This is a genomic window from Streptomyces sp. NPDC014891, from assembly GCF_043081085.1.
Classification (GTDB): Bacteria; Actinomycetota; Actinomycetes; order Streptomycetales; family Streptomycetaceae; genus Streptomyces.
Map to the genome: position 1 here is coordinate 701,475 of NZ_JBIBWF010000003.1, position 23,874 is coordinate 725,348.

Here is a 23,874-nt window from a genome sequence, read left to right on the forward strand (position 1 = left end):
GTGCATTGCAGGCGTGCATTGCAGTATCGGTCATGCGGGTCGTGGCGTTCGCCAGGGGGCGGGTGTCCGGCCCGTCCGCCGGTGGGGTACGGCCTACGGACGGACCATCAGCTGGAACTCGAAGGTGTAGCGGTCGGCCCGGTAGAGGTGGGAGCCGTACTCGACGGCGCGGCCGGTGTCGTCGAAGGTGACGCGTTCCATCGTGAGCAGCGGGGCGCCCTCCCGCTCGTCCAGCAGGGCGGCCTCGGCGACGGTCGCGGCGCGGGCGCCGACGGCCTGGCGGGCGCTGTGCAGGGTGAGCGCGGCGGAGCGGAGCAGCCGGTAGAGGCCGGTGGCCTCCAAGCGCGCGGTGTCCGGTCCGCCGGGGCCGAGGAGTTCGGCGGGCAGGTGGTTGCGCAGGTACGCCATGGGCTCGCCGTGGGCGGTGCGGAGCCGTTCGAGGTAGACGACCTCGCTGCCCTCGGGGAGCCGGAGGGCGGCGGCGACCGGGCCGGTGGCGGGCTCGACGCGGTTGACCAGGACCCGGGTGGCGGGGAGCTGCCCGGCGGCGTCGAGGTCGTCGTAGAGGCTGCTGAGCTCCAGCGGGCGGCGGACCGTGCTGTGCACGACCTGGGTGCCGACGCCCCGGCGGCGGACCAGGAGGCCCTTGTCGACGAGGGTCTGGATGGCCTGGCGGACGGTGGGGCGGGAGAGGCCGAGGCGGGTGGCGAGGTCGATCTCGTTGCCGAGGAGGGTGCCCGGGGTCAGCGTGCCGTTCTCCACGGCGCTCTCCAGCTGCTGGGCCAGCTGGAAGTACAGCGGGACCGGGCTGCTGCGGTCCACGGAGAGCGGGGGCAGGGAGGAGCCGGACTGCTTGGACACGGGGGGAGCGTAGCCCGGTGCGTGGATGACGGGAAGTCGTGACGTCCGGTTGTCCTGACAAATCCTTGACACCGGGGGCGGACGGCTCCACGGTGGGGCCATGCGCATCGGACTCATCGGTACGGGCCGGATCGGGAGCTTCCACGCGGGTGTGCTGGCCCGCCACCCGGAGGTCGGGTCGCTGGTCGTGGCGGACGCGGACGCCTCGCGGGCGGCCGGGGTCGCGGGCGCGCTGGGGGCGGAGGCCGCGCCCGACGTCCCCTCGCTGTTCGCCCACGCCCTGGACGCCGTGGTGATCGCCTCGGCGACGGCCGCGCACGCGGAGCTGATCGCCCGCGCGGCGGGCGCGGGGCTGCCGGCCTTCTGCGAGAAGCCGATCGCCCTGGACGTGCCGGGGACGGCGACCGCGCTGGCGGCGGTGTCCGCGGCGGGCACGGAGCTCCAGATCGGCTTCATGCGGCGCTTCGACGCCGGGTACCGGGCGGCGCGCGAGGCGGTCCGCTCGGGGCGGCTCGGCCGGCTGCACACCGTACGGGCGGCGACCTCCGATCCGGCGCCGCCGCCGGCCGCGTACCTGCCCCTCTCCGGCGGTCTCTTCCGGGACTGCCTGGTGCACGACTTCGACGTCGTGCGCTGGGTGACCGGGCGGGAGGTCGTGGAGGTGTACGCGACGGGGTCGGACGGCGGGCCCGCGATGTTCCGGGAGGCCGGCGACGTGTCGACGGCCGCCGCGCTGCTCACGCTGGACGACGGCGCCCTCGTGACGGCGACGGCGACCCGCTGCAACGGCGCCGGGTACGACGTCCGCATGGAGCTGGCGGGCGATCTGGACCAGATCGCGGTCGGCCTGGACGACCGGACCCCGCTCACCTCGGTGGAGCCCTGGGCGCCGGCTCCGCCGGGGAAGCCGTGGTCCGGCTTCCTGGAGCGGTTCGCCCCCGCGTACGAGGCGGAGCTGGACGCCTTCGTGCGCCTGGTACGCGGCGAGGCGCCCAATCCCTGCGACGGCCGGGAGGCCCTGGCGGCGCTCCGGATCGCGGAGGCCTGCGAGCGGTCGCGGCGGGAGCGGCGCCCGGTGCGGGTGGCGGACATCGGCTAGGGCGCGTGGCGGACACCCCCTAGGGCTGCCCTTCCCGTCGCCGGACCGCCGGACCGCCGGGGCGGTCGAGCGGCCGGTCGCGGTCGGGTCCACGGTCGTGCGAGGCACCGGGGACCGCCGGTCGACGCGGCCCGACTGCCGCCAAGCGTCAACTCGGCGATCACCGGTTCACTCGTTCCGGTGGCGCGTGAACGCCAGAGTGCCATGTCATCCGGTCAGCGCGGGAGATACCCGCGTGCGCCGTGGTCCACGGGTGGCCGGTGGGATCGCCGGAGGGAGGCGGCGACGGGCGGGAGCACCGTCACACGCGGTGTCCGCCGCGGGTAAACCCGGCCGCCGGTGCTGGCCGGGAGGCCTCGGGCCCCGCTGTACCCGGCGGTGCGGGGGCGGTGAGCTACGGGGCGTTCCCACCCCTCGGCCCGTGTCCGGGCCGAGGGGCCCCCGCGCACCGTCGACCGATCGGAGACGTCACCATGAGCACACCTCCTTCCGTCCCCCTCCGTGTCGCCCTCGTCAACGGAAGCTTCGAGCAGCCGTCCGTGACCGACATGGCGTTCCTCCCGGACGCCTCGCAGACCCAGGCTCCGCGGCACGTCCCGGGCTGGCTCACCACCGCCACGGACCACATGGTCGAGCTGTGGCACTCCGGCTTCAACGGCGTGCCCTCCGCGGAGGGCGAGCAGTTCGCCGAACTCAACGCCAACCAGGTCTCCACCCTCTACCAGGACCTGCCCACCACCCCGGGCACCAAGCTGTACTGGCGGCTGTACCACCGCGGCCGGCAGGGACAGGACACGATGGCCCTGGACATCGGTGCTCCGGGCAACACGGTGGAGCAGCGCTCCATCACCGACGGCAACACCGCGTGGGGGTACTACACCGGCACCTACACCGTCCCGGCCGGGCAGACCGTCACCCGGTTCGCCTTCCGGTCCGTCTCGGCGGCCGGCGGCAACCGGGGAGTCGGTAACTTCCTCGACGGGGTGTTCTTCGGCACCGCTCCCCACGTGGTGCTCACCAAGACCGCCGTCCCGGCCGGCCCGTTGGACGTCGGCGATGTCGTCACCTACCGGATCACCGCCAGGAACGAGGGGGGCGGAGCCGCCGAACGGCTCACCCTGACCGACGTACTGCCTCCGGGGACGACGTACGTTCCCGGCTCGCTCCGGATCATCGACGGCCCGAACGCGGGCGTGAAGTCCGATCCGGCGGGTGACGACGAGGCGGCGTACGACGCCGCGAGCGACACGGTGGTCTTCCGGCTCGGCACCGGAGCCTCCGCCACCCAGGGCGGGAGTCTGGCCAACACCGCCGCCCTGCCCGGGGGCACCACCGTCGAGTACCGGGTCACCCTCGGTCTGGAGACGGCGGGCACCCGGGTGACCAACACCGCCGTCGCCGCGTACGAGAACCGGCTCGGCTCCACGCCGGAGCCGCTGACGTCGACCTCCGACGAGGCGGTGACCGAGGTGAGGCCCGCCGCCGATCTGGCCGTGACCAAGGCGGCCGACGCGACCACCGTGACGGTCGGCCAGACCGTGACGTACCGCCTGGCCGTCCACAACTCCGGTCCCAGCCCGGCCTCCGGCGTCACGGTGGCCGACCGCCTTCCCGACGGTCTCGTCCTCCTGTCCGCCGACACCGACGCGGGCGGCTACGACCCGGAGACCGGCCGGTGGTCCGTCGGCGCGCTGGCCGCCGGCGCGCGCGCCGCCCTCACCGTGCGGGCCAAGGCCACCCGGCCGGGCAGCGTCACCAACACGGCCACCGTCACCGCCGCCGAGAAGGACCCCGACCCGTCCGACAACACCGACGCGGTCACCGTGTGCGTCGAACCGGCACCCGCCTGCTGCACCCCCTGCGAGCCCCGCGCCTGACGGGTCCCCGGCCGGGAGGGCGGGCCCTCACCGAGGGGGGAGGTGCGGGCCGGGAGAGGTGAGGGCCGCCCCCGGGCCCCGCGGCATGCGGCGGGGCCCGGGACCCGGCGGTCGGCGTCGGGCGGCGAGGTGGGGGGTCACCAGCGGACCGGGAGGTGACGGGTGCCGCGCATCAGGAGGCCGGGGAGCCACTCCCAGGCCTCGCCGTCGGGGTCGAGTTCCAGCTTCGGAAAGCGGTCGAGGAGGGTCCGGAGCGCGATGCGGCCCTCCAGGCGGGCGAGCGGGGCGCCGAGGCAGTAGTGGACGCCGTGCCCGAAGGCGAGGTGGCCCCGCGTGTCGCGGCGGACGTCGAAGCGGTCGGGTGCGGGGAAGCGGGCCGGGTCGCGGTCGAGCGCTCCGATGGCGACCAGCACGTGCCGGCCGGCCGGGATCTCGGTGCCGCCGAGGGCGACGGGTTCCCGGCTGAACCGGAAGGTGCTGGTCTCGACCGGCCCGTCGTACCGCAGGGACTCCTCGATCGCGCCGTCGAGCAGACCCGGGTCGGCGCGCAGCGCGGCGAGCTGGTCGGGATGGGTCAGCAGGTTGCGGACGGTGTTGGCGATCAGGTTGACGGTCGTCTCGTGGCCCGCGATGAGCAGCAGGTAGGCCATGGCGCGGAGTTCGGGTCCGGAGAGCCGGTCGCCGTCCTCGGCCCGGGAGGCGATCAGGCCGGAGAGCAGGTCGTCGGAGGGGCCGGCGGCCCGCTTGTCCTCGATCAGCTCGTCGAGGTAGGCGCCGAAGTCCACCATGCTGCGCGAGAAGTCCTCCTCGCCGGTGGGGCTGACCAGCTCAGTGGACCAGCGGCGGAAGGTGTCGCGGTCCTTCGTGGGGACCCCGAGGAGCTCGCAGATGACGGTGACCGGCAGCGGGTAGGCGAAGGCGTCGACGAGGTCGGCGCGGCCGGCCGGCTCCATCGCGTCGACCAGGTCGGCGGTGAGCCGCTCGATCCTGGGCCGCAGGTTCTCCACCCGGCGGCCGGTGAACTCGCCCGTGACCAGGCGGCGCAGCCGGGTGTGGTCGGGAGCGTCGGCCGCGAGGAGGTGGACGCCGATGACGTCCTCCTCAGGCGGCCGTACGCCGATCACGGACGGGGACTTGGCGAGCCGGGGGTCGGCGAGAGCGGCACGCCCCTCCTCGTGGCCGACGACCAGCCAGAACCGGAAGCCGTCGGGCATCCGGACCTCGTGGACGGGGCCGGCTTCCCGGAGTCGTGCGTAGAAGGGGTACGGATCCGCGGTGAAGTCCGCGCCGTACTCCCCCAGTTCGATGACGGACATCGACGCAGGGTATCCGAACGGGACCGGCTCGAAACGATCACTTCCGGCCGTCGTCGTCGAGCAGGCCGGCGTCGTGGACGAGGAGCGCGATCTGGACGCGGTTGTTGAGGCCCAGCTTGGCGAGGACGCGCGAGACGTGGGTCTTGACCGTGGGCACGCTCATGTAGAGCTCGGCGGCGATCTCCGCGTTGGCGAGGCCGCGCCCGACGGCGACGGCCACCTCCCGCTCGCGGTCGGCGAGTTCGGCGAGTCGGCCGGCGGCCGCCTCGCGCGGGGACCGCTCGGGCCGGCCCGCGACATGGGTCATGAGCTGGCGGGTGACCGCCGGGGACAGCACCGGGTCCCCGGCGGCGACCCGGCGGACGGCGGCGAGGATCTCGGCGGGCGGCGTGTCCTTGAGGACGAACCCGGCCGCGCCGGCCCGCAGGGCGCGCAGCACCTGCTCGTCGGCGTGGAAGGTGGTGAGGACGACGACCTGGGGTGCGCCGGGCTCGGCGCGGAGCCGTTCGGTGGCGGTGAGCCCGTCCACATGCGGCATGCGGATGTCCATGAGGACGACGTCGGGGGCGTACCGGGCGACGAGTTCGGGGACCTCGCGGCCGTCGGCGCCCTCGCCGACGATCTGGAGGTCCTCGGCGCCGCCGAGCATCAGAGTGAGGCCCGCGCGGACCAGGGGGTCGTCGTCGACGATGAGCAGCCGGATGGTCATGCGGGCCACGGTAGCCAGGCGTGCAGCGAGAATCCGCCGTCGGGGGCGGGTCCGTGCTCCATCCGGCCGCCGGCGAGCACGGCGCGTTCGGTGAGTCCGATCAGTCCCTGGCCGGAGCCGGGGACGGGCGGGACGGGGCCGTCGGGGGCCGGGTTGTGGACGTCGACGGTGAGTCCCTCGCCGGGGCGGCCGCGGACGGTGACGGTGACGGTGGTCCCCGGGGCGTGCTTGCGGGCGTTGGTGAGGCCCTCCTGCGCGATGCGGTAGACCGTGCGGCCGGTGGCGGCGGGCACGGTGGACGGTTCGCCGACGGTGGTGTCGAGGACGACGTCCGCGCCGGCCTCGCGGGACTCGTCGATCAGCGCGTCGAGGGTGGCGAGGGTGGGTTGCGGCCGGTCGCCGCCGTCGCCGTTCTCGCCGGGGGCCCGGAGCACGCCGATGATCTCGCGGAGGTCCTGGAGGGCCTCGTGGGCGCTGTCGCGGATGACGCCGGCGGCGCGGGCGACCTGCTCGGGCGGGGCGTCGGGGCGGAACTCCAGGGCTCCGGCGTGCACGCTCAGCAGGGTGAGGCGGTGGGCGAGGACGTCGTGCATCTCTCGGGCGATGGCCTCGCGGGCGAGCCGCTGGGCCTGGGCGGCGCGCAGCTCGGCCTCGGCCTCGGCGCGGCGGGCGCGCTCCCGGAGGGCCTCGACGAGCTGGCGGCGGGAGCGGACGAGCATGCCCCAGGCGGTGACGAGGAGGATGAGGGTGAAGCCGAGGGCGATGGAGAGCCCGGTGTTGGTGGTGGGGTCGGGCCGGATGAAGGCCTGCACGGTGGAGGTGACGACGGCGAGCGTGCCGATCGCGGCGACCTCGCGGAAGGGTCTGCGCACGGCGACGCTGAAGAGGCTCGCGAGGAGGGCGCCGGCCGCGACCGGGGCCACGAGGTTGAGCACCGAGAGGCCGAGCGCGAGCCCGGCGGGCCAGCGGCGGCGCAGCCAGAGCGCGCAGCAGCCCGCGGCGCCCAGGAGCTGGTCGACGATGGTGACGGCCCCGCTGGTGTACTGCGCGCTGGTGTCGGCGGCGATCAGGCCGACGAGGGCCGCGAGCAGGAAGATCGAGGTGTCCACGATCCAGTCGCGGACGGTACGGCGGGGCCTGCCCTCCTCGTTCCCACCGGGTCCGGCCAGGTGGGAGGGGAGCAGCCAGCGCTGCCGGTCCGTGCGGTTCATAGCGGCAATGTACGCAGCGGGAGGCGCCGGGCGGGGCAGCGGCGGCCGGGCCGCTACCGAAGTCGCGGAGGTCGATACTTCGGTCGTGGGGCCCGTGACCCGGAGGCGGACGCGGCCGGTCGCCCGCCAGCGCCATGATCACCTTATGAAAAGGTTTCTCGAGGTCGCCGGTTTCCTGCTCGCTCTCTTCGGTGTGGCCGGGGTGGTGCGCGAGCTGACGGACGGCTGGTTCCGACTCCTCGGCGTGACGCGGTTCCTCACGGAGAACGTGTGGTTCCTGGAGGGCCGTGAGCTGTTCGCCAACATCGTGATCGCCGTGCTGGGCCTGGTGCTCATGATCGTGTCGGACCGGGTGGCGAAGTCCTGAGCGGCGTACGCCCGGGAGGTCAGACCCGCGGGGTGCTCGCCGCGTCGAGCCGGGTCACCTCGGCGAGGTGCTCGGCCATCCGGTGGGAGACGGAGCCGCTGGTGTAGAGGGCTCCGCCGACCACGGCGAAGGGGACGGACATCCCGAGGAGGGCGAGGGTGCCGGGCCAGTCCCGGCTCTCCACGCACTCCTTGTCGTGGACGTACTCGCTGGTGAGCAGGGCGGGGCAGGGGCTGCCGCCGCCGTCGGCGTCCTCGTACGGGGTGAGGAGCATGACGCCGAGCCAGACCCAGCACAGGGCGGCGAGGGTGAAGAGCCCGAGGCCCCAGCCCTGGGTGCGGCGGGCCTTGGCGCGGAACTCGTTGTCGTAGACCAGTGAACGCATGGTCGGACAACCTACCCGGCGTGGCGGTCGGCGGCCCGGCGGCCCCAACCGGTGCCCGCCAGCACGAGGATCGCCCCGGCGAGGCCGAGGAGGCCGGGACGGTCGCCGGCGAGGGCGATGCCCGCGGCGGCGGCCCAGAGGGGTTCCGTGCCGAGGAGGAGGCTGACCCGGGACGGGGAGGTCCGGCGGACGGCCCACATCTGCACGAAGAAGGCGAAGAGCGTGCAGAAGACGGAGAGGAAGAGCAGTCCGGCCCACTCGCGCGGGCCGAAGTCCAGGGCCACCGCCCAGGGGGTGGCGCCGGTGCCGGGGAAGGCCGCGATGACGGCGAAGACGGCGACGGCGGAGCCGAGCTGCACGGTGGTCAGGGAGAGCGAGTCGGCCGAACGGACCGCCCTGATGCGGGACATCGCCAGGACGTGGACCGTCCGGGCGAGGGCGGCGAGCAGCATGAGCAGGTCGCCGAGGGAGGGGGTGGTGAAGCCGCCGCCCTGGGTGAGGAGGACCACGCCGAGGACGGAGAGCGCGGCGGCGCCCAGGAAGGCGCGGGGCGGCCGGACCCGGGTCGCGGCGGCCTCGGCGAGCGGGGTGAAGACCATGGTGAGGCTGATGATCAGGCCCGCGTTGGTGGCGGAGGTGTGGACGACGCCGTAGGTCTCCAGGAGGAAGATCCCGCCGAGGATCAGTCCGAGCGCTCCGGCGCCGCGCCACTGGGCGGCGCTCAGGGCCCGGAGCCTGGTCCAGCCGGCGACGACGAGGACGGGCAGCACCACGGCGAACCGCAGCACGAGGACCGCGATCACGGTGTGGGTGGTGGTGATGCCCTTGGCCGCGAGGTAGCTGGCGCCCCAGACGACGGCGACGAGCAGGACGGGCAGGTCGGTGAGCCAGGCCGGGCGGGGGGCGCCGAGGGACAGCGGGGCGGCGGTCGACGAAGCTGACATGGCGGCCGCATCTCCAACTCTTGAGGTGGGGTGGAGACTTCGACGGCTCGCACGTGGAGCGATCACCGTACCGGGAGGGGCCGGTGGTGGCTACACCTTTCCGGGCCGGCTCGGGGCCCGCGCCCGGCGCCGGGGTCGCCGTCCGATTCCCGCCAGCCTCCCGGAGCCCGGACGACTTTCATTGAACCCGCAACCACTTATGGCTTCTTGCTACGGAGGAATCGGGATGTCCACGATGAACGGCACGGCGGTCCTGGTGACGGGCGGCAGCCGCGGGATCGGCGCGGCCACGGCCGTGCGGCTCGCGGAGGAGGGCGCCGACGTCGCCTTCACCTATGTCCGGGACGAGGTGCGCGCCAAGGAGGTGGCCGCGCGCATCGAGGCGACCGGGCGGAGGGCGCTGCCGCTGCGGGCGGACGCGGCCGATCCGGGGGACGCGGCGGGCGCGGTGAGCTGGGCGGCGGACGCCCTGGGCCGGCTCGACGTGCTGGTGAACAACGCCGGGGTCGGTGTCCTCGGACCGCTGGAGTCCCTGGCCCTCACGGACGTGGACCGGGTCCTCGCCGTGAACGTGCGGGCGGCGTTCCTGGCCGCGCAGGCGGCGGCCGGGCACCTTGGGGACGGCGGCCGGATCATCACCGTCGGCAGCTGCATGGCCCAGCGGGTGCCGGGCCCCGGCGGGGTGCTGTACGCGCTGAGCAAGACGGCGCTGATCGGCCTGACGAAGGGTCTGGCGCGGGAACTCGGCGGCCGCGGCATCACGGCGAACCTGGTGCACCCGGGCCCCATCGACACGGACATGAACCCGGCGGACGGCCCGTACGCGGCGGACCAGGCGGCCCTGACGGCCCTGGGCAGGTTCGGCACGGCGGAGGAGGTGGCCGCGACGGTGGCGTTCCTGGCGGGCCCGGAGGGCCGGTACGTGACGGGCGCGGAGTTCACGGTGGACGGCGGGCACGCGGCGTGACGGCGGCCGCGCGGGCCGTGAGCCCGGCACCGGGCGCCCGGAGGCGCGGGGCTCACCTGTAGGACCGGCGAGTGAGCCCGCCTCCGGGCGCCCGGAGGCGGGGGGGCTCACCTGTAGGACCGGCGAGTGAGCCGAAGGGCGCCGCCGGGGGAACGACCCCGAGCGCGCGCAGGCCCCCGAGTAACGAGGGGGCCGAGCACGGTCGGGGTCGTGAGCCCGGCTCCGGGCGCCCGGAGGCGGGGGGGGCTCACCTGTAGGACCGGCGAGTGAGCCGAAGGGCGCCGCCGGGGGAACGACCCCGAGCGCGCGCAGGCCCCCGAGGAACGAGGGGGCCGAGCACGGTCGGGGCCGTGAGCCCGGCTCCGGGCGCCCGGAGGCGAACCGAGCCCTCAAAGAAAGGGGTACGCGAGGGCGCACCGGTGCTGTCGGGCCGGTGCGCCCTCGCGGGCCGGGCGGGGTGTCGTTACCCGCCCAGTTCGTGGCGGGAGGGCCGGGGGCGCGCCCCGGCCTTCCCGTGTGTGGGTCCGGTCAGCCGCCCAGTTCCTGGTGGCGGGCGGTGAGTCGGGCCGTGCCGGCGTCCGTGAGGGAGCCGAAGAGGCGGAGGCGGGAGATGCCGCCGTCCGGGTAGATGTCGATCCGGACGCGGGAGCCGACCGCCGGGGTGTCGAGCACGAACCGGTGGTTGGTGTCGGGCTGGAGGCGGGTCCGGGGCAGGATCTCGGTCCATTCCTCCGAGCCTTCGGCGGCGACGGAGAGCGCGGCCCAGCCGGCGCTGTTGCCCTTGAGGTAGGCGGTGTCGATCTCGACGGCGCGGATCTCGGACTCGGCGACGAGCTGGTAGCGGATCCAGTCGTTGCCCTTGTCGCGGCGGCGGCGGGTCTCCCAGCCGTCGTCCATCTTGCGGGAGCGGCCGGGCTGGATGGTGTTGGTGGCCGGGGAGTAGAAGCGGTCGGAGGCGTCCTCGACCTGGCCGCCGTTCTCCAGGGCGGCGAGGTCGAAGGTGCCGAGCACGCCGAGCCACTGGGGGTCGGGGGCCACTTCGCCGTACACGCGGAGGCGGGCGATGCCGCCGTCGGGGTGCTGGTTGACGCGGAGGTGGGTGAAGCGCTGCTCGACGTCGACGGCGAAGCCGTTGGCCGCGTGGCCGCCGACGGCGGTGCGCGGGACGAGCACCGTCCACTTGACGTCGTCGGCGAGGAGCTCCTCGGGCGAGGGCGAGCCGGGGACGGAGGCGGCCTCGACGGAGACGGCCTGCGGGTAGTTGCCGCGGAAGTGGGCGGTGTCGAGGACGATGCCGCGGACGACGCCGGGCGCGCCGAGCCGTACGAGGGCCCAGTCGTGGTCGTCCTCGGTGGGGTGCGGCTGCAGGGCGGAGACGCCGCGGCGGCGGCGGGTCTCCCAGCCGTCCATGATCTTGCCCTTGTGGCCGAAGTGCTCGGGGTCGAACTCGGCCGCTTCGGGCTTGAGCAGGTTCTCGCGCTCGGCGAAGAACTCGTCGTTGGCGGCGATGACGCCCGCGCCGAGGCGGCGGTCGGCGAGGTCGGCGTACTGGGTGAAGGGGAAGTCGGCCGTCCGGTAGTCGGCGTACGGGTCGCCGCCGCCGTAGGGGCTGGCGTCGCCGGTGAAGGAGGGTATGCCGGTGCTCACGGGTCAGTTGTTCCTTTCGAGGAGGCGGCCGGAGGGCTCGGCGAGGGTGCCGTGGTCGGCGATGCGCTCGCCGCGGAGCCAGGTGGAGGTGACGACGCCGTTGAGGGTCTTGCCCGCGTAGGCGGTGATCCGGTTGCGGTGCTGGAGCTCGGCCGGGTCGACGGTGAAGGTCGCCTCGGGGTCGAGCACGGCGAAGTCGGCGTCGCGACCGGCCTCGATGGCGCCCTTGCGGGTGAGGCCGGCGAGGCGGGCCGGGCCCTCGGACATCCAGCGGACGACGTCGGTGAGGTCGAAGCCGCGGCGGCGGGCCTCGGTCCAGATGGCGGGCAGGCCGAGCTGGAGGGAGGAGATGCCGCCCCAGGCGGACGCGAAGTCGGGCGTCTTGAGGTCGGTGGTGGACGGGGAGTGGTCGGAGACGATGCAGTCGATGGTGCCGTCCGCGAGCCCCTGCCAGAGCGCGTCCTGGTTGACCGCCTCGCGGATGGGCGGGCAGCACTTGAACTCGGTGGCCCCGTCCGGGATCTCCTCGGCGGTGAGCGTGAGGAAGTGCGGGCAGGACTCGACGGTGACCTTGACGCCCTCGGCCTTGGCGGCGGCGAGGACCGGCAGCGCGTCGGAGGAGGAGAGGTGCAGGACGTGGACGCGGGCGTTGAGCCGGCGGGCCTGGTTGATCAGGTTCTCGATCGCCGTGTTCTCGGCGTCGCGGGGGCGCGAGGCGAGGAAGTCGGCGTACGCGCCGCCGGAGCGCTGGGGCGCGGCGGCGAGGTGGTGGGGGTCCTCGGCGTGGACGATCATCAGGCCGTCGAAGCCGGAGATCTCCGCGAGCGAGGTCGCCAGCTGCTCCTGGTCGAGCTCGGGGAACTCCTCCACTCCCGAGGGCGACAGGAAGCACTTGAAGCCGAAGACGCCGGCGTCGTGCAGCGGGCGCAGGTCCTTGACGTTGTCGGGCAGGGCGCCGCCCCAGAAGCCGACGTCGACGTGGGCCTTGGCGCGGGCGACCTCCTGCTTGACGCGCAGGTTCTCCACGGTGGTGGTGGGCGGCAGCGAGTTGAGCGGCATGTCGAGGAGGGTGGTGATGCCGCCGGCGGCGGCCGCGCGGGTGGCGGTCCAGAAGCCCTCCCACTCGGTGCGGCCGGGGTCGTTCACGTGCACGTGGGTGTCGACGAGTCCGGGCAGCACGACGTCGTCGCCGACGTCCTCGAGCCGGGCACCGGCGGGTACCTCGGCGTCGTACGGCAGCACGGCCGCGATCGTCCCTCCGGAGACGGCGATCGACGCCGGGCGTGTCCCCTCGGGGGTGATGACACGCGTCGAGCGCAGGACCAGGTTGACGTCCACCCGTACCCCTCTTCCAGTGCTTCACGAAGAAATTCAACGAACTGTTGAAGGAGTCTTCACTTCCGGACGACATGTCGTCAAGGGCACACTTCCAGCATCGGCGAGGATGCCGGGCGGCGCTGTGGTCCACTTGGATGTTTCCACCAAGTGAAATGCAAATTCCGTACAGTAGAACGTAGCTCCGTACAGCCCGGGGGCGACCCGGACGGCTCCAGGCCGTCTCCGACACCGGACAAACACGTCCTGACCGGCGCGGACGCCGACACCAGGACCATGTACCCCGGCCGATGGGCCGGTAGGCTGCTGCCTTGCCCGCCTGCCCCGAAAGGACCGTTGACGTGCCGACGTCCAGCGCCAGCACCACCGACGCCGCCAAGCCCGCCGCGAGCGGGGGCGTCCAGTCCCTTGAGCGTGCCTTCGACCTCCTGGAGCGGATGGCCGACGCCGGGGGCGAGGTCGGGCTGAGCGAGCTCTCCGCCAGCAGCGGACTCCCGCTCCCCACCATCCACCGCCTGATGCGCACCCTGGTCGCCTGCGGGTACGTGCGCCAGCAGCCGAACCGGCGGTACGCGCTCGGCCCCCGGCTCATCCGGCTCGGCGAGTCCGCCTCCCGCCTCCTCGGCACCTGGGCGCGCCCGTACCTGGCGCGGCTCGTCGAGGAGACCGGCGAGACCGCGAACATGGCGCTGCTCGACGGCGACGAGATCGTGTACGTGGCGCAGGTGCCGTCCAAGCACTCGATGCGGATGTTCACCGAGGTCGGCCGGCGGGTGCTGCCGCACTCGACCGGTGTCGGCAAGGCACTGCTGGCCCACACCCCGGCCGAGGAGGTCCGCGCGCTGCTGGCCCGCACCGGCATGCCGGCGGCCACGGAGAAGACGATCACGACCCCGGAGGGCTTCCTCGACGCGCTCGTCGCGGTCCGCGAGACGGGGTACGCGGTCGACGACAACGAGCAGGAGATAGGAGTCCGCTGCCTCGCGGTCCCGGTCCCCGACTCCCCCACGGCGGCCGCGATCTCGATCTCGGGCCCGGCGGGCCGCGTGACGGAGGCGGCGACGGAGAAGATCGTGCCGATCCTCCAGGAGGTGGCGCGGGAACTGTCGTCGGCGCTGGCGAACACGACGGGCAACGGCGGAGCGTAGCCCCGCGGGGGCGGTCGTCCCGCCGGGGCGTGGGGGTCCCGGACTCCGCCCGGGGGACCCCCACGCCCCGGCGCACGCCGCCACCCGGCGCGGCTCGCGCCGACGGGGAGGGTCAGGCGGGGATCGGGGCCGACAGCCGGCCGTCCCTGGCCTCCACCACCCGGTCCGCCCGCCCCGCATGCCCCCTGTCATGCGTCACCAGCACCGTCGCCGTCCCCCTCCCCACCGTCAGCCCCGCCAGCAGCTCGATCACCGCGGCTCCCCGTTCGTGGTCCAGCGCGCTCGTCGGCTCGTCGACGAGGAGGACGGCCGGTTCGTTCATCAGGGCCCGCGCGATGTTGACCCGCTGCCGCTGCCCGCCGGACAGCTGGTGCGGCCGGCGCCCGGCCAGGTCCGCGAGGCCCACCGCGTCGAGGAGTTCCAGGGCCCGGCCGCGGGCCGACCGCGCCGGCCGCCCCGAGACGTGCGCCATGACCTGGAGCTGTTCCGCCGCCGTGAGCGACGGCAGCAGGTTCGGCTGCTGGAACACGATCCCGATCCGCTCCCTCCGCAGCGCCGCCCGCCCGGCCGCGTCCAGCTCCCCCGTCTCCCTGCCGTCGACGACGACCCGCCCGCGGTCCGGCGTGACCAGGGTGGCCGCGACGGCGAGCAGGCTGGACTTGCCGGAGCCGGAGGGTCCGACGACGGCGGTGAGGGAGCCCGCGGGGACGTCGAGGGAGACCGCGTCGAGCGCGGTCAGCCGCCCGTCGCCGTCGGGGTAGGTGAGGGTGACGGCTTCGAGGACGAGACTCATCGGGCACTCCCGAGCGCGGTGAGGGGATCGACGGCGGTGATCCGCCGGATGGACAGGGCGGCCCCGACCACGCCGAGCACCACCATCACGGCGGCCGGCCCGAGGACGGTCGGCGGTTCGAGGACGAACGGCACGGTCCCGCCGCCGACCAGCGCCCCGATGCCGACCGCGAGGCCCGTGCCGAGGAGGGTGCCCGCCGTGAGCATCAGCACCGCCTGGCCGAGGGCGTCCCCCAAGAGGTACGGGGTGGAGGCGCCGAGCGCCTTCAGGACGGCGATGTCACCGCTGCGCTGGATGGTCCAGACGGTGAAGAAGGCTCCTATGACGAGCGCCGAGATGGCGAAGAGGAAGCCCCGCATCAGCTGGAGGGAGCCGTTCTCGGCCTGGTAGGACCCTATGGCGGTGAGGGCCCCGTCGACGGTCCGCGCCTCGGTGCCGACGGCCGCGTCGCCGGCGGCCCAGTCGGTCTCCCCGCCGCCGCGGAGCGCGATGACGGTCGCCTGGTCCTCGTCGGCGGTGCCGGTCCGGCCGAGCCGCTGCCAGTCGCCGAGGGTCGTCCACACCACCGGGGTGTGGCTGTACGAGGCGTCGCCGGCGACTGCCTCGACCGCCAGTTCCACAGGCCCGAGGCGGACGGTGTCGCCGACATGGACGCCCAGCTCCTCGGCCGCCGACTCGGAGAGCACGGCCTTGCCCGGGGCGGGCGCCACCGGGGCGAGCCCGCTCTCCGGCTCGGCGCCGAAGGCCGACACGGCCGCCGTCCGCTCGCCGGCCGCGCCGTTGAGCGTGCGAATGCCGAGCGGCGAGGCCGCCGTCACCCCGGGCCGCCCGGCCCAGGCCCGCCACTGCCCCTCCGCCACCGTCGAGTCGGTGAAGGAGGCGGACCGGCCCGACGGCGGCGCCGCGAAGGCCAGCCGGTCGGCGGGCAGGCCGGTGATCGCCGAGATGTTCTCCCGCGCGAGTCCGGCCGTCAGCCCTGACAGCAGTCCCACGAGCAGGGTGATCAGCACGATCACCGTGCCCATGAGGGCGAATCGCCCCTTGGCGAATCCGAGGTCTCTCCATGCCACGAACATGCCGACCAGAGTGGTGCGGGAGGTGCTTCCCGGGCATCGCGCCACAGATGGCTCCGCGATCAAACTTTCGGTTGAGTCCGGATCGCCCGCCGCTGTCTACGCTGGAGGGGACATGGATGCGCGTCCCTCCCCCCACCCCGGCCTGGGTTCCTCCCCCCACCCCGGCCTGGGTTCCTCCCCCCACCCCGCCCGGCGGTCCCTCACCCCCGTCCTGCGGGCGCTCCGCCTCTGTCTGCACCTGCTGATGGCGGGCCTGCTCGCGCTCGCCGCCGTACGGGCCCACTCGGCCGCCGGGACGGTGCTCGCGGTGGTGACGGGCACGGTGTACGCGGCCGGTTCCCTCCTGCCGTCCGTACGGGAGTCGCAGCGGGCCGCCGCGGTGTGGCTGGCCGTGCTGGGCGCGTCGTGGCTCGCGATGCTGTACGTGACGCCGGAGGCCCTGTGGCTGGCGTTCCCGCTGTACTTCCTCCAGCTGCACCTGCTGCCGGCCCGCTGGTCGCTGCCGGTGGTCGCGCTGACGGCGGTGGCGGCGATCCTCTCGTACGTCGGGCACGGCGCCGCGCTCAACCCGGGCGTCTTCATCGGGCCGCTGCTCGGCGCGGCGGTCGCGGTGGCGACGGTCCTGGGCTACGAGGCCCTCTACCGGGAGAGCGAGCGGCGGCGCAGGCTGATCGAGGAGCTGATCGAGACGCGCGCCGAGCTGGCGGCGGCGGAGCGACACGCGGGGACGCTCGCGGAGCGGGAACGGCTCGCCCGCGAGATCCACGACACGCTCGCGCAGGGCCTGTCCTCGATCCAGCTGCTGCTCCGGGCGGCCGAGCGGGCGCTGCCGCCGGACTCCCCCGCCGCGGGCCACATCGAGCGGGCCCGGCGGGAGGCCCAGGGCAATCTGGCGGAGGCCCGGCGCTTCGTCCGGGCGCTGGCCCCGCCGGACCTGGAGCACGGCTCCCTGGCGGCGGCCCTGGAGCGGCTGTGCGAGCCCGGGGCCGGGCCGCGGGTGCGCTTCTCCGTCAGCGGTACGCCGGCCGGGCTGCCGACCCCCTACGAGGTGGCGCTGCTCCGCATCGCGCAGTCCGCGCTCGCGAACACGGTGCGGCACGCGGGCGCGTCGCGGGCGGAGATCACGCTGTCGTTCATGGACGCCTCGGTGACCCTGGACGTGGTCGACGACGGCGGGGGCTTCGACCCCGCCGCGGTCCGGCCGTCCTCCGACGGCGGTTTCGGACTTCCCGCGATGCGCTCGCGCGCGGAGTCGCTGGGCGGCACGTTCACCGTCGAGTCCGCCCCCGGTCAGGGCACGGCCGTGGCCGTCTCCCTCCCCCTCCCCGCTGGAGTGTGAAGCGCATGACGATCCGCCTGCTGTTGGCCGACGACCATCCGGTCGTACGGGCGGGCCTGCGCGCGGTCCTGGACACGGAGCCGGACTTCGCCGTCGTGGCGGAGGCGGCCACGGCCGAGCGCGCGGTGGAGCTGGCCGGGGCGGGGGGTGTGGACGTGGTCCTGATGGACCTGCAGTTCGGGGCGCGGATGCACGGCTCGGAGGCGACGGCGGCGATCACGGCGGCGCCCGGCGGACCGAAGGTGCTGGTCCTGACGACGTACGACACGGACGCGGACATCCTCGCGGCGGTGGAGGCGGGCGCCTCGGGCTATCTGCTGAAGGACGCGCCGCCGGAGGAGCTGGCGGCGGCGGTCCGCACGGCGGCGGCGGGGCAGTCGGCCCTGGCGCCGACGGTGGCGCACCGTCTGATGGACCGGATGCGGACCCCGGCGGAGGCGCTGACCAAGCGCGAGCTGGAGGTGTTGCAGCTGGTGGGCGAGGGCCTGTCGAACCAGCAGATCAGCAAGGTGCTGTTCCTCAGCCAGGCGACGGTGAAGTCGCACCTGGTGCACGTCTTCGCGAAGCTGGGCGTGGACTCGCGGACGGCGGCGGTGGCGGCGGCGACGGCCCGCCGCCTGATCAGACGCTAGGGGGTGTCTTGCCGATCAGGCCGGGCTCGCGGGGGCTGATCGACAAGACGACCCCCAGGGCCTCCCCGGCGGCGTCCGGCGCCGGATCCGGTCCGGCGGGTCAGTCGAGCGGAGGGCGGGGTGCCGGGGGCGCGGGCGGTCCGAAGAGCTCGACCGCGCGGCGGACCCCGGCGAGCCCGTCCGCGAGTGCGCTGACGGAGCCGACGGATCCCGCGACGAGCAGCAGCGAGCGGCGGAGCCGGCGTAATTCGGGGGCCCCGCTGAGGGCCATCGCGTCGAGGGCGGCGAGTTCGTCCTCGGCGATGCCGCGGTCGGCGAACTCGACCCGGTGGGCGGCCAGCTCGCGTCGGAGCCGGGACACCGCGGACCGCAGTTCGGCCACCCTGGGGTCCACGCCCTCGCCGGTCACTCGCCTCTGCCCCACGCTTCGCAACACGGTTCTCCCCCTCGCACGGCACTGTGCGCAGAACGCCCTCCTCCGGACACCCCGAGCAGCGCTCGGAGCCGACCCCGGGCGGTGGTCGGGCGCCGTGAGTTGCGGGTCAGTTAACTCCTTCGCCACCCCGCCGCGCCACCCTTCGCCCGGGTAATTCAGGCGACCGTGTGATTCCGCCTGATGAGGTATGCAGTCCTCATGAAGACAACGTTCGTCCGAACAGATGTCCACCCGCCCCGCGTCGCCGGGCTGCTGCTCGCCGCCGGCGGCGGACGGCGGCTCGGGGGGCGACCCAAGGCGCTGCTCACCCATCGGGGCCGGCCCCTGGTCGAGTACGCCGTGGGGGTGCTGCGAGCGGCCGGGTGCGAGGTGGTGCACGTGGTACTGGGGGCGTCGGCCGGGGTCGTACGGGAGCGGGCGGAGCTGCCCGGGTGCGTGCTCGTGGACAACCCCGGGTGGGGTGAGGGCATGGGCTCCTCGCTGCGCGCGGGGCTCGCCTCGCTGGCCTCCGATCCGCGGGGGGTCGACGCGGCGCTCGTCCTGCTGGTGGACCAGCCGGGGATCGGGGCGGAGGCGGTGGCCCGGGTCCGGGCGGCGTACGAGGGGCGGGAGTCGCTGGCGGCGGCCTCGTACGACGGGGAGCGGGGGCATCCGGTGCTCTTCGGCGCCGCGCACTGGGCGGGGATCGCCGAGCTCGCGGTGGGCGACCGGGGCGCGCGGGACTATCTGGCGGCCCACCGGGATGCGATCACCTCCGTGGACTGTTCGGATGTGGCCGAGCCCTACGACATCGATACGGAGGAGGATCTGGGGCACTTGGAGTGAACGGCGTGGCACCCGGAGCCATGGTCTGTCGATCCGGAGAATCTCGACATCAACAAACCATTGAACTTCCACCATGAGGAAACTAGTATCCACTGTTCAGAAGCGCCTGTCCGTTCAGAAGGCGCTTGCGGCCGTATCTCGGCGCCAGCGGCACTGCGTGCCGTCCCGCGACGCCCGGCGGCCGTCTGGCACCGCCCGTGAAGTCCGCTGAAGGAAGTGACAGTTCATGTCCGCACCAGCGCCGTCCCCCCTGGCCGTCGTCGATGCCGAGCCCCTGCCGCGTCAGGAGGAGGTGCTCACCGAGGCCGCCCTGGCCTTCGTCGCCGAACTGCACCGGCGGTTCACCCCGCGCCGGGACGAGCTCCTCGCCCGCCGGGCGGAGCGCCGCGCCGAGATCGCCCGCACGTCCACCCTCGACTTCCTGCCGGAGACCGCGGCGGTCCGCGCCGACGACTCCTGGAAGGTCGCGCCGGCCCCGGCGGCCCTGAACGACCGCCGTGTCGAGATCACCGGCCCGACCGACCGCAAGATGACGATCAACGCGCTGAACTCGGGCGCGAAGGTCTGGCTCGCCGACTTCGAGGACGCCTCCGCGCCGACCTGGGAGAACGTGGTCCTCGGCCAGCTCAACCTGATCGACGCGTACAGCCGGAAGATCGACTTCACGGACCCGCGCTCGGGCAAGTCGTACGCCCTCAAGCCGGCCGACGAGCTGGCCACGGTCGTCATGCGGCCCCGCGGCTGGCACCTGGAGGAGCGTCACCTCGCCTTCGACGGCCGCCCCGTGCCGGGCGCGCTCGTCGACTTCGGCCTGTACTTCTTCCACAACGCGCAGCGCCTGATCGACCTCGGCAAGGGCCCGTACTTCTACCTGCCGAAGACCGAGTCGCACCTGGAGGCCCGCCTCTGGAACGAGATCTTCGTCTTCGCCCAGGACTACGTCGGCATCCCGCAGGGCACCGTCCGCGCCACGGTCCTCATCGAGACCATCACGGCCGCGTACGAGATGGAGGAGATCCTCTACGAACTCCGCGACCACGCCGCCGGGTTGAACGCGGGTCGCTGGGACTACCTGTTCTCCATCGTCAAGAACTTCCGTGACGGCGGCGCCAAGTTCGTCCTTCCGGACCGCAACGCGGTCACGATGACGGCCCCGTTCATGCGCGCCTACACCGAACTCCTCGTGCAGACCTGCCACAAGCGCGGCGCGCACGCCATCGGCGGCATGGCGGCCTTCATCCCGTCCCGCAAGGACGCCGAGGTCAACAAGGTGGCGTTCGAGAAGGTCAAGGCCGACAAGGACCGCGAGGCCGGCGACGGCTTCGACGGCTCCTGGGTCGCCCACCCCGACCTGGTCCCGATCGCGATGGCCTCCTTCGACGCCGTCCTCGGCGAGAAGCCGAACCAGAAGGACCGCCTCCGCGAGGACGTCTCCGTCGCGGCCGGCGACCTCATCGCGATCGACTCGCTGGACGCCAGGCCCACCTACGACGGCCTCGTGAGCGCCGTCCAGGTCGGCACCCGCTACATCGAGGCGTGGCTGCGCGGCCTCGGCGCCGTCGCCATCTTCAACCTCATGGAGGACGCGGCCACCGCCGAGATCTCCCGCTCGCAGATCTGGCAGTGGATCAACGCCGGCGTGGTCTTCGAGGACGGCCAGAAGGCCACTCCGGAGCTGGCCCGCAAGGTCGCCGCCGAGGAACTGGCCGCGATCCGCGAGGAGATCGGCGAGGAGGCCTTCGCGGCCGGCAAGTGGCAGCAGGCCCACGACCTCCTCCTCCGCGTCTCCCTCGACGCGGACTACGCGGACTTCCTGACGCTCCCCGCGTACGAGCAGCTGGTCGGCTGACTCGGAGCAGTACGGCTGCCCCGACGGCCCGCACAGCGGTCGGACAGCGTTCGGACAGGGCCCCGCCCCGGTGTCGCACAGCACCGGCGGCGGGGCCCTGTCCCCGTTCCCGTTGATCGACAGGACACTCCCTACGGCGCCAGGCCCAGCGGGCCCAGCGCCCGCTCGGCCTCGTGCCGGTCCGCCGCCCGCATGGCCCGTACGAGGGCGGCCGAGCCGCCCGGCCAGGCGGCGGCCGCCGTGTCGAACGCGGCCCGACGGGACTCCAGGGGGCCCTTCTTGGCGGGGAGGGCGTCGAGCACGAACAGCGCGCGTGCCGAGATGCCCACCTGGATCAGGTCGGAGGCCTCCCCCCGCGCACGCAGCGCCTGATGGGCGTACGCGCCGACCACCGGGTCGCGGACGGCTCCGTGCAGCGCCTCGGAGGGGGCCGCCGCGGTGTCGAGGACGGTGAAGAGCCCGCGGGTGGCGGCGGCGTCGGGCGTGCCGGCGTGGACGGTCCCGAGGGCGCCGAGCAGCCGGGACCAGGCGTCGGCGGAGTTCCCGCGCGCGTGGAGCCAGTCGGCGAGCACCCGCGCGGCCACGCAGGTGGGCCAGCCCACCGCGGCGGCCACCGCCTCGGGCGCGGACCACGCGCGGGCCTCGGCGGCGTCGGGGGCGGCGATCCCGCGGACCCCGAGGAGGTAGCGGACGACGCCGGCGCCGCGCGGGGTGAGGCCGAAGGCGTCGCCGGTGCGGAAGACCAGCCCCGTGGCGGCGAGCCGGTCGAGGACGGTGGCGAGGTCCCGGGCGGGGCCCTCCAGTCGGGCCCGGTCGGCCTCCGTCAGGTCGGCCGTGCCGAGCAGCCGCGCGAGTTCGGGGACGGGCGGCACCGCGTGCGCGGGCCCGGGCGAACCGCCCGCGTCCTCCTCCGGCGGGGCCGCCGGGACGGCCACCGGCAGGTCCTCCACGGCCGGGTCGACGGCCCAGTCCTCGTACTCGGCGGCCTTGCGGGCGACGGACTCGGCCGAGCAGCCGCGCCGGTAGGCCACGTACAGCAGGTGCGGGGCCTCGCCCCCGTAGGGCTCGAACTCCTCCTCGGACAGCTCCTCGACGGCGGTGATGAGGGTGTCCGCGTCCGCCTCGAACGGCCCCGGGTCGACCGCGGGCGGCGGGGGCACGGGGACGGCGATGTCCCCGTAGTGGTCGAGGTGCTCGTCCAGGAGGGCGTCGGCCAGCACGAGGTGGGGGAAGGCGTCGGGGCCGGGGGCGAACCGCGCGTACGGCCCGGCGAGCTGCTCGGAGAGCCCGGCGGCGGTCCACCGGTCCCGCAGGGCGGCGGCGACGTGCCCGACGCCGGTCGCGACGTCGTGGTCGACTAGCAGGGGCCCGGCGGCGGGCGGCGCCTCGGCGTCCCGGACGTACGCGCGCGTGAGGGCCTCGGCGAGCAGGACGTCGGCGAGGGCGGTGCGCCCCATCAGGTCGGCGCGGTGCACCCCGTCGGGCAGCGGCGCCCCGTCGAGGGCGGCGAGGCGGCGGCGTACGTCCTCGGGGTCGGCGAGGTCGGCACCGCAGGCGCGCAGGAGCGAGGCGTACCAGCGGTGCCAGGTCAGGTTCCCGGGGTCGGTCATCGCCCGCTCGAAGTCCCCGGTGGCCTCGCGGACGGCCTCGGCGACCCGCTCGCCCCGGCCCCCGTCGAAGCGGGCGGCGAGCCGCCCGACCACGGCGGGGTAGGCGGCGAGCGCTCCGGGCGGCGCGTACACGAACGCGGGCAGGTCCTCGACGAGGAGTCGGCGGACGAGCCCGGGCGTCGGCTCCGGCACGCCCGTCTCCCGGTCGGCCCCGCGGAGGGCGAGGAGTCCGAGCACCGCCTCGGCGGCACGCACGAAGACGGGGTCGCGGCGCTCGGGTGCTCCGTCGAGGAAGCCGTCGAGCCCGGTGTTGGTGAGAACGGTCTCGGCCACGCCTCCCAGGGTAGTTCGGCGGGGGACGAATCGGACGGAGGACGCGGGCGTCGGGGCGTCAGCGGACCACGACCGTCCGGGAGGCGGAGAAGTCGCCCCAGGTGCCGTCAGGGAGCCGGGCGCGGAGGGTGACGGTGTAGCGGGTGCCCGGCGGGTCCTGGACGGGGAAGGTGTAGGTGGCGCGGCCGGGGGGCGGTTCACCGCCCCAGATGATGGTGGTGGCGAACCGGCCGTTGAGGTGGAGTTCGTGGTGGGTCACCGGGGCGCCGGTGTCCGGCGGGGTCCAGGTGACGGTGATCTCGCCCTTCGCCGCGGTCGCGGTGAGCCCGGTGGGCGCGGTGTTCGCGGGCGCGCCCGGGGCGGCGGCGGTGGTGAGGTCGGCGGGGGCGCTGTCCGGGGAGGAGTTCTCGGCGGCGTCGCGGGCGCGGACGGTGAACGCGTAGGCGGTGCCCGGGCGCAGGCCGGTGACCCGGGCGGTGGTGGCGTCGCCGGGCACGGTGTGGATGCGGACGTCGGCCTGGTAGACGTCGTACGCGGTGACCGCGGTGTCGTCCGCGGACGCGGACCAGCGGAGGGTGGCGGCGCGGCCGCCGTCGGCGGTGGCGCGGAGCGCGCCGGGCGCGGTGGGGGGCGTGCGGTCCTCGGCGGCGGCGCGGAGGGTGGTGGCGGTGACGGTGGGGCTGGGGGGTGAGACGTTGCCGGCGGCGTCCCGGGCGCGGACGGTGAAGCGGTGGGGGGTGGCGGGGGCGAGCCCGACCACGTCGGTCATCAGGGTGGTGGCGGGGAGGTCCTTCACCTTGCGGCCCTCGCGGTAGACGGCGTAGCCGGTGACGGCCCGGTCGTCGGTGGCGGCGCTCCACATGACGTGCACGGTGCTCGCGCTGCCGGCGGTCGCGGTGACGCCGGAGGGGACGGTGGGGGCTCTGGTGTCCTTGGCCTCGGGGGCCGTCGGGCCGGAGCAGCCGGCGAGCGCGAGCGTCAGCGTGAGAGCAGTCAACAGGCATGCGGTGAGCGGGCGTTGCACGGGCCGGCCTCCGTCCGTCGGAAAGGTCCAGACCTATATCGCACAGTCGGGCCGAGCAGGGCAAGGGGGCGTTGTCAGTGGGGTGCGCTTC

22 protein-coding genes are annotated in these 23,874 nt (G+C 74.5%); 9 read left to right on the plus strand and 13 right to left on the minus strand.

Features of this window, described 5'->3' with window-relative positions; translation table 11 throughout:
* Positions 1–93: 93 nt before the first annotated feature.
* Complete coding sequence (locus ACF09E_RS11390; protein ID WP_392204925.1) at positions 94–861, minus strand: GntR family transcriptional regulator; 768 nt, start codon at positions 859–861, stop codon at positions 94–96.
* Positions 862–961: 100 nt separating this feature from the next.
* Between ACF09E_RS11390 and ACF09E_RS11395 the strand changes: the two genes are divergently transcribed.
* Positions 962–1,960: a Gfo/Idh/MocA family oxidoreductase gene (locus ACF09E_RS11395; RefSeq protein WP_392204926.1), complete on the plus strand. Its 999-nt coding sequence runs from the start codon at positions 962–964 to the stop codon at positions 1,958–1,960.
* Between the two features lie 473 nt (positions 1,961–2,433).
* Positions 2,434–3,837: a hypothetical protein gene (locus ACF09E_RS11400; RefSeq protein WP_392204927.1), complete on the plus strand. Its 1,404-nt coding sequence runs from the start codon at positions 2,434–2,436 to the stop codon at positions 3,835–3,837.
* 137 nt (positions 3,838–3,974) lie between these two features.
* Here ACF09E_RS11400 and ACF09E_RS11405 read toward each other — a convergent pair whose 3' ends face one another.
* Genes ACF09E_RS11405 through ACF09E_RS11415 form a run of 3 tightly spaced genes read right to left on the minus strand, consistent with a single transcriptional unit; the run spans position 3,975 to position 7,073 of the window.
* Positions 3,975–5,153: a cytochrome P450 gene (locus ACF09E_RS11405; RefSeq protein ID WP_392204928.1), complete on the minus strand. Its 1,179-nt coding sequence runs from the start codon at positions 5,151–5,153 to the stop codon at positions 3,975–3,977.
* A gap of 37 nt (positions 5,154–5,190) precedes the next feature.
* Positions 5,191–5,862, minus strand: a complete 672-nt coding sequence (locus ACF09E_RS11410) for a response regulator (RefSeq protein WP_392204929.1) — start codon at positions 5,860–5,862, stop codon at positions 5,191–5,193.
* Positions 5,859–7,073 (minus strand): sensor histidine kinase, encoded by a 1,215-nt coding sequence (locus ACF09E_RS11415; RefSeq protein ID WP_392204930.1) that lies wholly within the window; start codon positions 7,071–7,073, stop codon positions 5,859–5,861. Before ACF09E_RS11415 ends, ACF09E_RS11410 begins: the two co-directional genes overlap by 4 nt.
* Positions 7,074–7,218: 145 nt before the next feature.
* Here ACF09E_RS11415 and ACF09E_RS11420 point away from each other — a divergent pair, with 145 nt between their 5' ends.
* The gene (locus ACF09E_RS11420) at positions 7,219–7,440 is read left to right on the plus strand and encodes a hypothetical protein (protein WP_392204931.1); all 222 of its coding nucleotides are present in this window, start codon (positions 7,219–7,221) and stop codon (positions 7,438–7,440) included.
* Positions 7,441–7,459: 19 nt separating this feature from the next.
* On the opposite strand, the gene ACF09E_RS11425 is transcribed toward ACF09E_RS11420, so the two are convergent.
* Positions 7,460–7,825, minus strand: coding sequence for a hypothetical protein (locus tag ACF09E_RS11425; protein ID WP_392204932.1), 366 nt, complete (start codon positions 7,823–7,825; stop codon positions 7,460–7,462).
* A gap of 11 nt (positions 7,826–7,836) precedes the next feature.
* Positions 7,837–8,769 carry a DMT family transporter gene (locus ACF09E_RS11430; protein ID WP_392037589.1) on the minus strand — a complete coding sequence of 311 codons (933 nt, stop codon included), beginning with the start codon at positions 8,767–8,769 and terminating at the stop codon, positions 7,837–7,839.
* 226 nt (positions 8,770–8,995) lie between these two features.
* Between ACF09E_RS11430 and ACF09E_RS11435 the strand changes: the two genes are divergently transcribed.
* Positions 8,996–9,736, plus strand: coding sequence for an SDR family NAD(P)-dependent oxidoreductase (locus ACF09E_RS11435; protein WP_392204933.1), 741 nt, complete (start codon positions 8,996–8,998; stop codon positions 9,734–9,736).
* A gap of 528 nt (positions 9,737–10,264) precedes the next feature.
* Here ACF09E_RS11435 and alc read toward each other — a convergent pair.
* Both alc and allB read right to left on the minus strand, forming a co-directional pair.
* Positions 10,265–11,383 carry an allantoicase gene (gene alc, locus ACF09E_RS11440; RefSeq protein ID WP_392204934.1) on the minus strand — a complete coding sequence of 373 codons (1,119 nt, stop codon included), beginning with the start codon at positions 11,381–11,383 and terminating at the stop codon, positions 10,265–10,267.
* Between the two features lie 3 nt (positions 11,384–11,386).
* Positions 11,387–12,721 (minus strand): allantoinase AllB, encoded by a 1,335-nt coding sequence (gene allB, locus ACF09E_RS11445; RefSeq protein ID WP_361404993.1) that lies wholly within the window; start codon positions 12,719–12,721, stop codon positions 11,387–11,389.
* Between the two features lie 338 nt (positions 12,722–13,059).
* Between allB and ACF09E_RS11450 the strand changes: the two genes are divergently transcribed.
* Entirely contained in the window at positions 13,060–13,866 is an 807-nt protein-coding gene (locus tag ACF09E_RS11450) for an IclR family transcriptional regulator (protein ID WP_392204935.1), read from the plus strand.
* Between the two features lie 112 nt (positions 13,867–13,978).
* Here ACF09E_RS11450 and ACF09E_RS11455 read toward each other — a convergent pair whose 3' ends face one another.
* Positions 13,979–14,659, minus strand: coding sequence for an ABC transporter ATP-binding protein (locus ACF09E_RS11455; RefSeq protein ID WP_392204936.1), 681 nt, complete (start codon positions 14,657–14,659; stop codon positions 13,979–13,981).
* Complete coding sequence (locus ACF09E_RS11460) at positions 14,656–15,735, minus strand: ABC transporter permease (RefSeq protein ID WP_392204937.1); 1,080 nt, start codon at positions 15,733–15,735, stop codon at positions 14,656–14,658. The genes ACF09E_RS11455 and ACF09E_RS11460 overlap by 4 nt, the downstream gene beginning before the upstream one ends.
* A gap of 244 nt (positions 15,736–15,979) precedes the next feature.
* Between ACF09E_RS11460 and ACF09E_RS11465 the strand changes: the two genes are divergently transcribed.
* Entirely contained in the window at positions 15,980–17,074 is a 1,095-nt protein-coding gene (locus ACF09E_RS11465) for a sensor histidine kinase (RefSeq protein WP_392205025.1), read from the plus strand.
* A 5-nt stretch (positions 17,075–17,079) separates the two neighbouring features.
* A complete protein-coding gene (locus ACF09E_RS11470) occupies positions 17,080–17,706 on the plus strand; it encodes a response regulator (protein ID WP_392204938.1) in 627 nt (208 codons plus the stop codon).
* 100 nt (positions 17,707–17,806) lie between these two features.
* Here the strand turns inward: ACF09E_RS11470 and ACF09E_RS11475 are convergent, their stop codons facing one another.
* The gene (locus tag ACF09E_RS11475; protein ID WP_361849963.1) at positions 17,807–18,142 is read right to left on the minus strand and encodes a DUF5955 family protein; all 336 of its coding nucleotides are present in this window, start codon (positions 18,140–18,142) and stop codon (positions 17,807–17,809) included.
* 198 nt (positions 18,143–18,340) lie between these two features.
* Between ACF09E_RS11475 and ACF09E_RS11480 the strand changes: the two genes are divergently transcribed.
* Both ACF09E_RS11480 and aceB read left to right on the plus strand, forming a co-directional pair.
* Positions 18,341–18,967: an NTP transferase domain-containing protein gene (locus ACF09E_RS11480; protein ID WP_392204939.1), complete on the plus strand. Its 627-nt coding sequence runs from the start codon at positions 18,341–18,343 to the stop codon at positions 18,965–18,967.
* Between the two features lie 226 nt (positions 18,968–19,193).
* Entirely contained in the window at positions 19,194–20,816 is a 1,623-nt protein-coding gene (gene aceB / locus ACF09E_RS11485; RefSeq protein WP_392204940.1) for a malate synthase A, read from the plus strand.
* Between the two features lie 131 nt (positions 20,817–20,947).
* On the opposite strand, the gene ACF09E_RS11490 is transcribed toward aceB, so the two are convergent.
* Both ACF09E_RS11490 and ACF09E_RS11495 read right to left on the minus strand, forming a co-directional pair.
* Positions 20,948–22,759, minus strand: coding sequence for a hypothetical protein (locus ACF09E_RS11490; protein ID WP_392204941.1), 1,812 nt, complete (start codon positions 22,757–22,759; stop codon positions 20,948–20,950).
* Positions 22,760–22,817: 58 nt separating this feature from the next.
* Positions 22,818–23,783 (minus strand): fibronectin type III domain-containing protein, encoded by a 966-nt coding sequence (locus tag ACF09E_RS11495; RefSeq protein WP_392204942.1) that lies wholly within the window; start codon positions 23,781–23,783, stop codon positions 22,818–22,820.
* Positions 23,784–23,874 lie beyond the last annotated feature (91 nt).